General features: G+C 63.7%; 12 protein-coding genes. 7 read left to right on the top strand and 5 right to left on the bottom strand.

Annotated elements, in window-relative coordinates:
- The first annotated feature begins 214 nt into the window (after positions 1–214).
- Together ACVW17_RS02415 and ACVW17_RS02410 are read left to right on the top strand one after the other, a co-directional pair.
- Positions 215–874, top strand: coding sequence for a hypothetical protein (locus tag ACVW17_RS02415; RefSeq protein WP_456796745.1), 660 nt, complete (start codon positions 215–217; stop codon positions 872–874).
- A 369-nt stretch (positions 875–1,243) separates the two neighbouring features.
- The gene (locus tag ACVW17_RS02410) at positions 1,244–1,648 is read left to right on the top strand and encodes a GNAT family N-acetyltransferase (RefSeq protein ID WP_456796744.1); all 405 of its coding nucleotides are present in this window, start codon (positions 1,244–1,246) and stop codon (positions 1,646–1,648) included.
- On the opposite strand, the gene ACVW17_RS02405 is transcribed toward ACVW17_RS02410, so the two are convergent.
- Positions 1,590–2,132, bottom strand: coding sequence for a 2'-5' RNA ligase family protein (locus ACVW17_RS02405; protein ID WP_456796743.1), 543 nt, complete (start codon positions 2,130–2,132; stop codon positions 1,590–1,592). The genes ACVW17_RS02410 and ACVW17_RS02405 overlap by 59 nt on opposite strands.
- Positions 2,133–2,461: 329 nt before the next feature.
- Here ACVW17_RS02405 and ACVW17_RS02400 point away from each other — a divergent pair, with 329 nt between their 5' ends.
- From ACVW17_RS02400 to ACVW17_RS02390, 3 genes are read left to right on the top strand one after another with little or no spacing between them, the layout of a single operon-like run.
- Positions 2,462–3,562: an ABC transporter ATP-binding protein gene (locus tag ACVW17_RS02400; protein WP_456756301.1), complete on the top strand. Its 1,101-nt coding sequence runs from the start codon at positions 2,462–2,464 to the stop codon at positions 3,560–3,562.
- Entirely contained in the window at positions 3,559–4,473 is a 915-nt protein-coding gene (locus tag ACVW17_RS02395; protein ID WP_456750295.1) for an ABC transporter permease, read from the top strand. Before ACVW17_RS02400 ends, ACVW17_RS02395 begins: the two co-directional genes overlap by 4 nt.
- On the top strand, positions 4,473–5,288 hold the full coding sequence (locus ACVW17_RS02390) for an ABC transporter permease (RefSeq protein WP_456750294.1): 816 nt from the start codon (positions 4,473–4,475) through the stop codon (positions 5,286–5,288). The genes ACVW17_RS02395 and ACVW17_RS02390 overlap by 1 nt, the downstream gene beginning before the upstream one ends.
- A gap of 126 nt (positions 5,289–5,414) precedes the next feature.
- Here the strand turns inward: ACVW17_RS02390 and ACVW17_RS02385 are convergent, their stop codons facing one another.
- The 4 genes from ACVW17_RS02385 to ACVW17_RS02370 all read right to left on the bottom strand — a co-directional run bounded on the left by ACVW17_RS02385 (position 5,415) and on the right by ACVW17_RS02370 (position 10,833).
- Positions 5,415–6,266: a carbohydrate ABC transporter permease gene (locus ACVW17_RS02385; protein ID WP_456750293.1), complete on the bottom strand. Its 852-nt coding sequence runs from the start codon at positions 6,264–6,266 to the stop codon at positions 5,415–5,417.
- Positions 6,263–7,132, bottom strand: a complete 870-nt coding sequence (locus ACVW17_RS02380) for a carbohydrate ABC transporter permease (RefSeq protein WP_028336011.1) — start codon at positions 7,130–7,132, stop codon at positions 6,263–6,265. Before ACVW17_RS02380 ends, ACVW17_RS02385 begins: the two co-directional genes overlap by 4 nt.
- A gap of 191 nt (positions 7,133–7,323) precedes the next feature.
- Positions 7,324–8,709: an ABC transporter substrate-binding protein gene (locus tag ACVW17_RS02375; RefSeq protein WP_456750292.1), complete on the bottom strand. Its 1,386-nt coding sequence runs from the start codon at positions 8,707–8,709 to the stop codon at positions 7,324–7,326.
- Positions 8,710–8,868: 159 nt separating this feature from the next.
- Positions 8,869–10,833: an AsmA family protein gene (locus ACVW17_RS02370; RefSeq protein ID WP_456796742.1), complete on the bottom strand. Its 1,965-nt coding sequence runs from the start codon at positions 10,831–10,833 to the stop codon at positions 8,869–8,871.
- A 244-nt stretch (positions 10,834–11,077) separates the two neighbouring features.
- Between ACVW17_RS02370 and ACVW17_RS02365 the strand changes: the two genes are divergently transcribed.
- On the top strand, positions 11,078–11,785 hold the full coding sequence (locus ACVW17_RS02365) for a CoA transferase subunit A (protein ID WP_456796741.1): 708 nt from the start codon (positions 11,078–11,080) through the stop codon (positions 11,783–11,785).
- Between the two features lie 24 nt (positions 11,786–11,809).
- On the top strand, positions 11,810–12,460 hold the full coding sequence (locus ACVW17_RS02360) for a 3-oxoacid CoA-transferase subunit B (RefSeq protein WP_106330010.1): 651 nt from the start codon (positions 11,810–11,812) through the stop codon (positions 12,458–12,460).
- Positions 12,461–12,579: the final 119 nt, after the last annotated feature.

Raw genomic sequence — 12,579 nt, 5'->3', positions numbered from 1 at the left:
AGGTCCGAGTTGGGCCATGAGCGGACGTCGTTCATCGGAACACGGTCGGTTCGGTCCGGTCCGAAGGGAAGGTGACCGGCGTTTGCGAATGCAGCCAGAGATGGCACGAAGGTCTGATGCCTGTTCGCCTGGCCGATTTTCCGCGTCGCTTTCCCTAACGGTTGTGTTCGGTAAATTGCGCCTGCTAGGATTGAGAGCAGTTGCGGGAGGTACTATGGCGATGAAGCGTATCACTCTTCTGGCTGTCTGGCTCGCGGTCGTCGCTTCAGTGACTGCTGCTCGGGCACAAAGCGGAGACGTTCTGCGACCGGAGGATGGTTTGCCGGTTGACGAACACATCGCCCGAGAGCTGCAAGAACATCGAGGTGTGGTGATCGTTGACGCAATCCTCATGATGTCAAATATCGGTGGGGGTCTCACGCGTTGTGTCTTTCCTGTAGTCACTCTCGGCCAAACTCTCGACAAGAGCGCGCCGACGAAAACGATCAGAGTCAGCGTGGTCGGAGGAGGAAAGTTGACGGCGTTTGGCGGGATTACCTCACTTCCTCCGGGCGAGTATCTTTTGCTGAGCATAAGGTGCGACAATATAAATGCCGGCTATGGTGGCCCTCATGCCAAATTCCAGGTTCGCGCTGGAGAGATCGTCGACATCGGCGCGCTTCGGCTTGATCACGAAGGCGGCGGGCTCTTTTCGAACGCCGGAAAGATGCACCGGTCTGTGGGAGATATAAGTCCCGAGGTCGTGGCTTTTCTGAAGGCACGTGCGCCCCGGGCCATGACCCACATGGTTAGACGTCCGATGACCATGTTAGGTCCGCCTGATTCCGTGACCCGCACCAGCATTCGGCGGTGTGGAATCATCGGATGCCTTTGATGGGATCGCGATCCCCAGATCCGGTTTCGGCTTTGGATACGAGGTGTTCCAGGTCGCGTGATACAGCGAGTCAGAGCGCGCGACAGTGAGACGTCGCTCGCCGTTGCTCGCTACCTCCGCGTACTGTCGCGGCCGTGCCGAGGGGCTTCCGATAACCATCGAAGAGCCGACCTTCCCGATGGTCAAGCAGACCGTCAGCTAGATCAAGGGCCAAAATCCGACCTGTGCAGCTTTGGTGTTTGTCGTTCGTAATTTGCCGCGTTAGGCTGAATACATGGACATCCCACCCTTATCAGCCGACCTCCGCTTTCGACTTCTAACAAATTCGGCACAAGACATCGCGTTTCGTTCGAAGTCAAAAAGGCGGCGATGGGTCCGCACATCGCGCCAAAGTGGGGATGGGATGAAGAGTATCAATTCAAGATTCACCTCGACCATTTCGGGGAAAAGCCCTTCTTCGCGATCGAGCGCAGCGAGGAGGGGATTGGCACCCTTTCGCTGATGCAGCAGGACGGCTTCGCTCGGTTTGGAGAGTTTTACATCCTTCCCGAGGAACAACAGCGCGGGCTTGGCACGCGCATTCTTAACCACGTTTTACAGGTCTACGACGACTTGTCTCTGCCGGTCAGGCTGGAATACCTCAAATGGAATCCAGTCGGTTCTCTGTATAAGCGTCACGGGTTCGCGATCATTGGCGAGACAGACATTCACTGGCTTATGGAGCGTCCTTCGGTAGCTCTCGCTGCGCAACGATCCGCACCGGTGGAAAGATGACGCAATCGACGACATCGAAAATAACTTCGAGGCGTCGGTCGAATGACTGCGCAAAGGCGATGGCGTCCTTGCTCTTTCCATCGGCGATGCGTGTGCCAAGAGTGCAATGGGGTGTCCAAGCGCCGGGCCGATAATGAGGTCGGCAATGGGCCAGGCTGATGGCTGCGCTGATTGACGCGTGCCACGTTCTAAGGGGTGAGCTCGTTTCAGGCTCAGCCCATAGGACAAGAGGAGGGCCTACGAACCACCTAATCCGCGTGAAGGCTATGGAGATCTGTGTTCCGCCCGCAACTGCTCGGAGCATTGCTTCCCACGCGGTCTTCTCGCCGATTTCAGGCGAATCATAGACCGCGAATGTGAAGTGTGGCCGGTAACCCAGGACGCGCATCGACGGCTCGTCTTCAAAAGCCGCAACCTGGTCCCACAGTCGTTCGATCTCGTCCGCGGAATTGTTATCCGCTCGTACATTAATAGCGACCGCCATCGGGGTCCTGCTTACGTTGGAAAGGTCCGTCATCTTGATCGGCCGGTCGAAGGCCCGCAATGGGTCAAAAGCGGTAAGGTCTAGACTGAGCAAGTGCCTTTCGGTTCGTACCTCAAAGCCGACGCAACGCACTAAGAGCCCGCCCTAGCCGAGACGCCGAGCCTGACAATATTGCGGGAGATGTTCGTGAGGCGGTTGAGCCGGTGGCGATCCGCCGCTAGCTTGCCGGCAGGATCGGACCTTGCGGGGAATCGGGGCTTCTTGACGTGACATCGGGCGAAGCGAGTGCGGAGGCGGCAACGCCGTTGCCTGAACCGGCCGTCCCGGACATGCCGCTGCTGCGGATCGAGGGCGTCGCCAAATCGTTCGGGAATTTCCGCGCGGTCGATAAGCTCTCGCTCGATATCCGCGCCGGAGAGTTCTTCGCGCTGCTCGGGCCGAGCGGCTGCGGCAAGACCACGCTGCTGCGCATGCTCGCGGGCTTCGAGACCCCGGACGAGGGCCGCATCCTGCTCGGCGGCAGCGACATCGCGCAGGTGCTGCCGCATGAGCGGCCCGTCAACATGATGTTCCAGAACTACGCGCTGTTCCCTCATCTGTCGGTGCGCGACAACATCGCCTTCGGCCTGAAGCGCGCCGGCATGGCGCGCAAGGATATCGCGACCCGCGTCGCGGAGATGGTGGCGCTGGTCAAGCTCGAAGGGCTGGAGAAGCGCAAGCCCGATCAGCTCTCCGGCGGCCAGCGGCAGCGCGTGGCGCTGGCGCGCTCGCTGGCGCGTCGCCCGCAGGTGCTGCTGCTCGACGAGCCGCTGGCAGCGCTCGACAAGAAGCTGCGCGAGAGCACGCAGGGCGAGCTGATGGAGCTGCAGCGCCGGCTCGGCACGACCTTCATCATCGTCACCCACGATCAGGAGGAGGCGATGACGATGGCCGGCCGGATCGGGGTGATGGACGCCGGCCGCCTGGTCCAGGTCGCCACCCCGCGCAATCTCTACGAGGCGCCGGCCTCGCGCTGGATCGCCGAGTTCGTCGGCGACATCAATCTGTTCGATGGCAACGTCGCGTCCCGCGAGAATGGACGGTTGAGGGTCGCGACCGCGGAGGCGGGCACGCTCGCGGTCAGCGAACTGTGGCCGCCGGTGACCAAGGAGGTCGTCAGCGTCGCGATCCGCCCCGAGAAGGTGAAGCTGTCGCGCCGCGCGCCGGCGTCGGACGAGGCGGGCTCGCATGCGATCAACCGGCTGGAGGGTGTTGTGGCCGACGTCAACTATCTCGGCGGCGTGACCAGCTACCGGGTCAAGCTGGAGACCGGCGCGGTGGTGCGGGCGTCGATGGCCAACACCGCGCGGCTCGATGTCGACGCCTATCTCGCCGGCCAGCGCGTGGTGGCGTGGTTCACCGCCGACGACTGCCTGGTGCTGGAGCAGTGAGCGCGCGCCGCATCTTCGCCCGGCCGGCGCGGCTCGCCGCGATCGCGCCCTATCTCTGGATGGTGCTGTTCTTCCTGGTGCCGTTCGGCTTCGTGCTGAAGATCAGCCTGTCGCAGACCGCGATCGCGCAGCCGCCCTACACGCCGGTGTTCGATTCGGCCGAGGGCCGCGCGGCGCTGGCGGCGGCGTTTGCGCAGTTGTCGTTCGACAATTTCCGGCTGCTGATATCAGACAATCTCTACATCCTGTCCTATCTGCGCAGCCTCGTCGTCGCGGTGACCTCGACCTTGATCCTGCTCCTGATCGGCTATCCCATTGCCTACGCCATGGCGCGGCTGCCGCAGCGCTGGCAGACGGTGGCGATGATGCTGGTCATCGTGCCGTTCTGGACCTCGTTCCTGATCCGGATCTATGCCTGGATCAACATCCTGCAGCATGACGGCCTGCTCAACCAGATCCTGCTGGCGCTGCATATCGTCTCGACGCCGGTGGTCTGGCTGTCGACCGACAGCGCGATGTATCTCGGCATCGTCTATTCCTATCTGCCGTTCATGATCCTGCCGCTCTATGCGACGCTCTCGAAGCTGGATGCATCGCTGCTGGAGGCGGCCGGCGATCTCGGCGCCTCGCCGCGTCAGGCGTTTTGGCTGGTGACGTTTCCGCTGTCGCTGCCCGGCGTCGGCGCCGGCGCGCTGCTCTGCTTCATTCCGATCGTGGGCGAGTTCGTGATCCCCGACCTGCTTGCCGGCTCAGATACGCTGATGATCGGGCAGACGTTGTGGCTGGAGTTCTTCACCAACAAGGACTGGCCGGTGGCCTCCGCCGCTGCGGTCGCGCTGCTGCTGCTGCTGGTGCCGCCGCTCGTGCTCTACGACCGCCTGCAACGGCGCCAGCTCGAGGCGGACAGCTGATGGCGCGCACCGTCACCAGGCTGACGCGCTTCAACCTGACCTCGCTGGCGCTTGGGCTCGCCTTCCTCTATCTGCCGATCGTGATCCTGGTGATCTACTCATTCAATGCCTCGCGGCTGGTGACGGTGTGGGGCGGCTGGTCGCTGCGTTGGTACCGCGAGTTCTTCAGCGATCGCGCCATGCTGGAGGCGGCGTGGATGAGCCTGTCGGTCGCTGCGGTGTCGGCGACGCTCGCGACACTGCTCGGCACGCTGGCGGCGGTCGGATTGGCGCGGGGCGAGCGGTTCAAGGGGCGGGCGCTGTTCTCCGGCATGCTGTATTCGCCGCTGGTCATGCCCGAGGTGATCTCCGGCCTGTCGCTGCTGTTGCTGTTCGTGGCGCTCAATGCCGAGCGCGGCTTCTGGACGGTGACGATCGCCCACACCACGCTGACGATGTGCTTCGTCACCGTGGTGGTGCAGTCGCGCCTCTCCGCGCTCGACCGCAGCCTGGAGGAAGCCGCGATGGATCTCGGCTGCGATCCGGTGCGTGCGTTCCTCTTGGTGACGCTGCCGCTGATCGTGCCGGCGATCGTGGCGGGCTGGATGCTCGCCTTCACGCTGTCGCTCGACGACGTCGTGATCGCGAGTTTCACCACCGGTCCCGGCTCGGCGACGCTGCCGATCCGGATCTATTCGGAAGTGCGGCTCGGCGTGAAGCCCGAGATCAACGCGATCTGCACGCTTGTCATCGCGCTGATCGCCGTGATCATCGTGGCGGCGTCGTTCGCCTCGAAACTGTCGAACGGGCGCGGCGAGAGCGCCGCGCCGCTGTAGAGGAGCGTCAGCGACGAGGCAATCCATTTCTCCGCTCGCGGCGAGATGGATTGCTTCGCGGAGCCTGTCATCCGGCTGCGCTTCGCGCCGACCGGGTGGCTCGCAATGACAAGGAAACGATGGGGATCACGACTTGACGGCGCCTGCGGTCAGCCCGCCGACCATGTAGCGCTTGAAGGCGTAATAGACCGCGGCCGGCGGCAGCGCGTAGATGAAGCCGGTGGTCATCAACAGCTCCCACGGCGAATCGTCGGCGGCGAGGAAGTTGCCGAGCGCGACCGGCAGCGTGATGTCGGTGTCCTTCGAGAGCAGCAGGAACGCGTAGAGATATTCGTTCCAGGCGAGCAGGATCGCGTAGGTGCCGACTGCGACCAGCGAGGGCATCATCAGCGGCACATAGACCAGGCGGAACAGCTGCAGCGTGCTGGCGCCGTCCATCGTCGCGGCTTCGTCGAGCTCGACCGGCAGCTTGTCGGAGGCCTGCTTCAGCACCCAGATGGCGTAGGGCGCGGCGATCGTCACCATCGCCAGGATCAGCGACCAGTGATTGTTGAGCAGGCCATAACTGCCCATGGTGCGGTACATCGGCACGGCGAGGAACGCGGCCGGGATGAAGTAGGTGAACAGCGCCATGTTCATGACCGCGCGGCCGCCCGGCACCCGCAGCCGCGAGATCGAGAATGCGGCGGCGGTGGCGACGAACAGCGTCAGCGCGCCGACGGCGAGTGCGATCACGGTCGAATTCCAGAACTGGATCCAGAAGTCGCGCAGGAAGTAATGCTGCTGGTGGAACACGATCGAGAAATTATGCAGCGTCGGATGCGTCGGCCACAGCTTGCCGGTGAACGCGTCCTCCTTCGGCGAGATCGCGAACACGAACATGTGGTAGATCGGGATCATGGTCCAGATGAAGACCGGGATGCCGATCAGCAGCAGCCTGGCCTCGGTGCCGACTTCGCGGAGGGTGGGCAGCTTCATCGCGACAACCGTTTCATCATGAAATAGACCAGCGGCAGCACGAACGGCATGGCGCAGACGATCGAGGCCATCGCCAGCGAGAGCTGGTCGAGCCTGAGATAGCGGATGCCGAGCGTCGACAGCACGTGGGTGAGGTCGGCCGGCCCGCCGCCGGTGAGCAGATAGACGCTGTTGAAATCGCCGAGCGTCCAGATCATCGAGAGCAGCGTGCAGGTGATGTAGAGCGTCTGCATCGACGGCCAGGTGATGTAGCGGAATTTCTGCCACCAGTTGGCGCCGTCGACGTCGGACGCCTCGTACAGGTCGTGCGAGATCGCGAGCCGCCCGGTCAAAAGGATCAGCGTCCAGAACGGCAGCGACTTCCAGATGTGGACGCCGATCGCCATCGCCAGCGCGACCGCCGGATCGTTCAGCCAGTTCGGGCCGTCGTCGCCGGTGAACTTGAAGATCAGCTGGTTGACCACGCCCCATTCCGGATTGAGCATGAAACGCACCGAGAGGATGGTCGGGATCGACGGCACCGCCCAAGGCAGGATGAAGATCACCGACAGCCACCTGATCCAGGGCCTTTGCTGGGCGAAGAAGCCGGACAGGAACAGCGCGATCAGCATCTTGATGTTGATGCCGATGACCAGGAAGATCAGCGTGTTGACCGCGGCGCGGGCGAAGATCGGGTCGTGATAGAGCGCGACATAGCTCGACGGATGGCGCGCCAGCCACAGGCCGTAGCCGACCGGATAGACCACGAAGGCGAGGAACACCAGCAGATAGGGCGCGAGCAGCGCGATGCCCCAGACCTGCGGCGGCGACAGCCGCGCCGACAGCGGCGGCGAGGGGGCATCGGATGCGGAAAGTGTGATCGCCATTCGGTTACTCTAACGAGATGTCGCTTACGTCGTCGTCCCGGCGAAGGCCGGGACCCATAACCACAGGTCCCGGCCGTTGCGCGAAAGCCGTCCACCAGCTTACTCCAAAACGACCGCCGCGGCGTATGGGTCCCGGCCTTCGCCGGGACGACGCGGAGCAAGTTCGGCAGTGCCGGTCATCGTCTACATTATCACCCCGCCACCTGCTTGATGCGGGCGATCAGTTCGTCGACGGCCTTGTCCACCGGCACCTTCTCGCTGACGACGCGGTTCATGGCCTTGGCCCAGACGTTCTCGTTGTTCAGGATGGTGAACTTCCAGTTCTTGGTGAAGTCGAACGGCGCGGTGCCGCCGGTGAACTGATTCCACACCGCCTTGCGATGCCGGTCGGCCTGCCAGAACGGGCTGGCCTGGCTCGCCTTGGTCACCGGGAACCAGCGGCCGAGCGCGCCCTCGACATAGGGCCGCACATTGTCTTCCTGCATCAGGAAGGCGATGAACTGCTTGCCTTCCGCCTTGTTCTTGGCATTGGCGAAGATCAGCCCGGTCTTGACGTCGGAGCGGTACTTGATGGTCGAGCCGTCCGGCGCCTTCGGGAAGGACGCCGTGATGATGTCCTGCTCATAGGCCTGCTTGCCGGCGGCGCGCTGCGCGTCGGTCAGCGCCGGATTGGTGGAATCCTCGAACCACTTCGCCGCGATCGAGATCGTGAAATTGTGCGTCATCACGATCGTCTTGTTGTGGAAGGCGACGTTGTTGTCCGGATCCTTCCAGGTCGTCGAGGAGGGCGGCGTGCAGCCCTTGATGTAGGTGTCGGTGTAGTCCTTCAGCGCGTGGATCAGGCCGTCGCGCACCTTGGGATCGTCGACCAGAAGCTTGCCGTCGTCGTCGACCAGCTTGACGTGGTAGGCGTCCATGAAGGTGTAGAACGACTGGAACGAGTCGGTGGATTCCACGCCCATCGGCTGGCCGACGCCGTAGATGCGCTGGCCGGTGGCCTTGCGGATCGCCGGCTGCACCTTGTCGCACCAGAACGACCAGTAGTCCTCCCACTTGGTCGGGATGTCGGCGGCCTTGAAGCCGGCCTTCTCCAGCATGTCGCCCCAGATCTGGACGTGCATGCTCTGCTGCTTGAGCGGGAAGCCGTAATAGGACTTCTTTTTGGTGACGTCGTTGTAGAGCAGCGCCGCTTCCAGCGTGTTCGGCGCGAAGGCATCCTTCATCGGCAGCATGATGTCGGAGAGGTCCTCGAGCTTGCCCTCATAGGCCCACTTGCCCTGCGCCTGCACATCGTAGGTGTCGGAATAGGCGACGTCGGGCACGGTGCCGGAATCCAGCGCAGCGACGGTCTTCGGGATCATGTCCTGGATCGCGTATTGCGACAATTCGACCTTGATGCCGGTCTTGGCTTCGAATTTCTTGATCGTCTCGAGCAGCGCGTCGTCTTCGGATTTGTAAAATCCCTTGCCCCACCAGACGGTGATCGTCTTGCCCTGCGCCAAAGCGGGCGCAGTTGCCGCGAACAGGCCAACCGCAGCGACCGCCAGTGATAGCGCACCGATAACCTTGGATCTCACGTTGTTCTCCCTCATGAGGCCGGCTTTTTAACCGGTTGGAGAAAACACTAGCGCATGCCCGTGACCCGATAAAGATGCCGGATCGACGACTTCTGTAGGGGTGCGCGGCGGGCGCGTGGATCAGTCCCGCGGCATCGATGCGGAAAGTGGATGGATCGGTCAGTTTGATTTGGCATTCTCGGCCGATGCCGCCGGTGCGCTGCCGGATGCGCCGGCCGCTGCATCGGTCGCCGCCGCGGGCCGCGCGGCGCCGCCGGTGAAGCGCTCGATCACCGAGCGCACCGCGTCGCGGGTCTTGCGATCCTTCACCGCATCGAGCAGCGGGGCCGATGCCGGCGAGCGGCGGATCAGGCTTTCCGGATCGGGGAAAATCAAGGGATCATCCCACGGACCCTGGATGACGAACGGCAGGTCGAACGCGGTGCCGCCGGCCGACGCCGAGGTCAGGCTGGCGACGCCCTTGAGATCGTATTCGCGCGACGGCACCGAGGCGGTGCCGGTCAGCGTGATCTTCGCCGCCGGGCTCACGACATGGATATCGTCGGCGGTGGCGACGCCGTCGGCGAATTTCACGGATATGCTGAGATTGTCATAGGGCGTCGAGCCGGAGCGGAAATTGCCGCCGCCGGACAGCGGCCGCTTCTCCAGCCGCCGCAGCAGCTGCTCGACATTGAAGCCCGCGATCGCGCCGTCGTGCCCGTTCAGCGTGGCGGTCCCATCCAGCGATGACGCGAGCCCGAACGGGCTCGAGCCCGAGGCCGTCAGCGAGACGTTGAGGTTGCCGCGGCCGGAGAGCTTGTTGATGCCGAACAATTCGCCGGCGCAGGCCTGCAGATCGACATCGGTGAACTGGAATTGCGCCCTGACATCGGCGACCGCATCCGAGCGCGCGATCGCGAACGAGCCCTTGGCGATGCCGCCATACATCTGCGCCTCGCCGACGCTGAGCGCGAGCGCGCCGCCGCGCAGATTGGCGCCGAACGCGGTGCGGCCGAGCTTGGACGGGCCGACCGTGACCTTGGCGGCCGACAGCCGCATGTCGAGATCGGTCGACGACAGCGAGGACAGGTCGAACAATTGCCGGTTCCAGTCGCGCTGGCCGCTGGCCAAAAGGCGGAACGTCGAGATGTAGGGCGTGAAGTCGAGATTGCCGGCGGCAAGCGTCGCCTGCAGGGTCTGCCGGCCGTTATTGGCGTAGGTCATCACGCCCTCGGCGACATTGCCGTCGAGCTCGACATTGACATTGGTGAGCGCGACCGAGCCGCCGACCACATTGGCGCGGGCCTTCAGCGCGAAGCGGCCGAAGCCGCCACCGCCGCCGGGCGGCGCCTGTCCCATCCAGCGCAACGCATTGCGCAGCGACGGGCTATCCATGGTGGCGGTGCCTTCCATCATCAGGCTGGTGCGGTTGGCGACGGTTCCGTCGAATGCAACCTTGAGCGGCGCGCTACTGAGCCGGGCCTTGAGGCCGGAGCGGTCGCCCGACAGCAGCGCGACGAAATCGCTGGCGCTGATCGAGCCGTCGACGCGCTCGCCGCGCCAGTCGAACTGGCCGGTCGCGGCAAAGGAGCGCGAGATCGACGGCCAGGCCAGCGACAGGTCGATGTCGCCGAGCTTCTCGGAGATGCGGTTGGTGCCGTCCTCGTAATTCAGCTCGCCGTCCTGGATCCGGATCTCGGAGAACGACACCTGGTTCTCGGCGCCGGGCGTCATCGCCTTGGCGATGGTCTCGACGAACGGCGTCCAGTTGCTCTCGCCGGCGCCGTCGCGGACCACATGGATATGCGGGCGGAGCATCATGACGTCGGCGATTTCGAACCGCCGCAGCAACAGCGGCAGCAGGCGCAGATTGGCGGTCAGCACGTCGACCTGCAAAGCCGGGTCGGTGGTCGCGGCGCCCTTCAGCCCGACATTGTGGAAGGAGACATAGCTGCCCGGAAATACCGACACGTCGATCGGACCGTTGACGACGAGTTCGAGCCCGGTCACCGCGCGAATCTGCGCTTCCACCGCGCGCTGCAGCGCGTCCCGGTTGAGGAACCATGACGTTCCGACCAGGCCGATGACCGCCAGGCCGAAAAGCGCCGCGATCGGCATCCCCAGGCGCTTAATTCCTTGGGCCATCGTCAATGACATATCCGGGTCGGGTTGAGGTCTGTCGGGTCGTCGTCGAACACAGCGGGCTCTCGCCGGAGGCCCCTGCCAACCCCCGCAACTTGAAGGGTTTTCTTGACGCTTTCAAGGCCATGTTGCCGCCCGAGGCCGCCGCCCGTCGCCGCACCGGGGCCTGATTGACGCATTGCGAAGATTTCGCCTAATAATCCGCATTGCCACAGCCGTTCCGCGCCCTCCATCAGGTATTCGCTGCATGAACAAAGTTTATCCCGACGCCAAATCGGCACTCGATGGTCTCCTCAAGGACGGCATCATGATCATGTCGGGAGGCTTCGGCCTTTGCGGCATCGCCGAGACCCTGTCGGACGCGATCCGCGATTCCGGCGTCAATGGCCTCACGGTCGTCTCCAACAACGCCGGCGTCGACGGCATCGGCCTCAGCCGGCTGCTGGAGACCCGCCAGATCAAGAAGATGATCTCGTCCTATGTCGGCGAGAACAAGTTGTTCGCCCAGCAATATCTCGCCGGCGAGCTCGAGCTCGAGTTCAACCCGCAGGGCACGCTGGCCGAGCGCATCCGCGCCGGCGGCGCCGGCATCCCGGCCTTCTACACCAAGACGGGCGTCGGCACGCTGATCGCCGAAGGCAAGGAAGTGAAGGAATTCGACGGCGAGAAGTACATCATGGAGCGCGGCCTGTTCGCCGACGTCGCCATCGTCCACGCCTGGAAGGGCGACACCGCCGGCAACCTGGTCTACCGCAAGACCGCGCGCAACTTTAATCCGATGATGGCGACCGCAGCAAAGGTCACCGTCGCCGAGGTCGAGCATCTGGTGCCGGCCGGCGAGATCGACCCGGACCACATCCACACCCCCGGCATCTTCGTCAAGCGCATCATCGAGGTCGGCACGGCCAAGAAGCGGATCGAATTCCGCAACACCCGTCCGCGACCCGCCGCCTAACACCCAGTTTTTCAGGAGAGCCTCATGGCCTGGACCCGTGAACAGATGGCCGCCCGCGCCGCCAAGGAGCTGCGCGACGGCTATTACGTCAATCTCGGCATCGGCATCCCGACGCTGGTCTCGAACTACATCCCCGCGGGCATCGACGTCAGCCTGCAGAGCGAGAACGGCATGCTCGGCATGGGCCCGTTCCCCTATGAGGACGAGGTCGACGCCGACCTGATCAATGCCGGCAAGCAGACCGTCAGCGAATTGCCCTCGACCAGCTATTTCTCCTCGGCCGAGTCCTTCGGCATGGTGCGCGGCGGCCATATCGATCTGTCGATCCTCGGCGCCATGCAGGTGGCGCAGAACGGCGACCTCGCCAACTGGATGATCCCCGGCAAGATGGTGAAGGGCATGGGCGGCGCGATGGATCTCGTCGCCGGCGTCAAGCGCGTCGTCGTGGTGATGGAGCATTCCGCCAAGGACGGTCCCAAGCTGCTCAAGCAGTGCAATCTGCCGCTGACCGGCGAGCGCGTGGTCGACATGGTCGTCACCGATCTCGCGGTGTTCACCATCGACAAGCACGGCAAGGACGGCATGGCGCTGATCGAGCTCGCCGACGGCGTCACGCTCGACGAGGTCAAGGCCAAGACCGAGGCGGAATTCCGCGTCGCGCTGAAGAACACCTGAGATGATCGCTGCGGGACGATCCCAGATCCGTCCCGCACGATCCGACGATGCCGGCTTCGAGGCGCTGACCGGCATGCCGGGTTTTCGCAGATTTGCGCGGATGATTTGAGTGGCGTCAT

The sequence above is a fragment of the Bradyrhizobium sp. USDA 4473 genome, assembly GCF_054063335.1.
This window is presented reverse-complemented; position numbering and strand designations above follow the sequence as displayed.

Coding starts and splice junctions, on each gene's coding strand:
- ACVW17_RS02415 (WP_456796745.1), top strand. CDS start 215: ATGGCGATGAAGCGTATCACTCTTCTGGCTGTCTGGCTCGCGGTCGTC.
- ACVW17_RS02410 (WP_456796744.1), top strand. CDS start 1,244: ATGGGTCCGCACATCGCGCCAAAGTGGGGATGGGATGAAGAGTATCAA.
- ACVW17_RS02405 (WP_456796743.1), bottom strand. CDS start 2,132: ATGGCGGTCGCTATTAATGTACGAGCGGATAACAATTCCGCGGACGAG.
- ACVW17_RS02400 (WP_456756301.1), top strand. CDS start 2,462: ATGCCGCTGCTGCGGATCGAGGGCGTCGCCAAATCGTTCGGGAATTTC.
- ACVW17_RS02390 (WP_456750294.1), top strand. CDS start 4,473: ATGGCGCGCACCGTCACCAGGCTGACGCGCTTCAACCTGACCTCGCTG.
- ACVW17_RS02385 (WP_456750293.1), bottom strand. CDS start 6,266: ATGAAGCTGCCCACCCTCCGCGAAGTCGGCACCGAGGCCAGGCTGCTG.
- ACVW17_RS02380 (WP_028336011.1), bottom strand. CDS start 7,132: ATGGCGATCACACTTTCCGCATCCGATGCCCCCTCGCCGCCGCTGTCG.
- ACVW17_RS02370 (WP_456796742.1), bottom strand. CDS start 10,833: ATGGCCCAAGGAATTAAGCGCCTGGGGATGCCGATCGCGGCGCTTTTC.
- ACVW17_RS02365 (WP_456796741.1), top strand. CDS start 11,078: ATGAACAAAGTTTATCCCGACGCCAAATCGGCACTCGATGGTCTCCTC.
- ACVW17_RS02360 (WP_106330010.1), top strand. CDS start 11,810: ATGGCCTGGACCCGTGAACAGATGGCCGCCCGCGCCGCCAAGGAGCTG.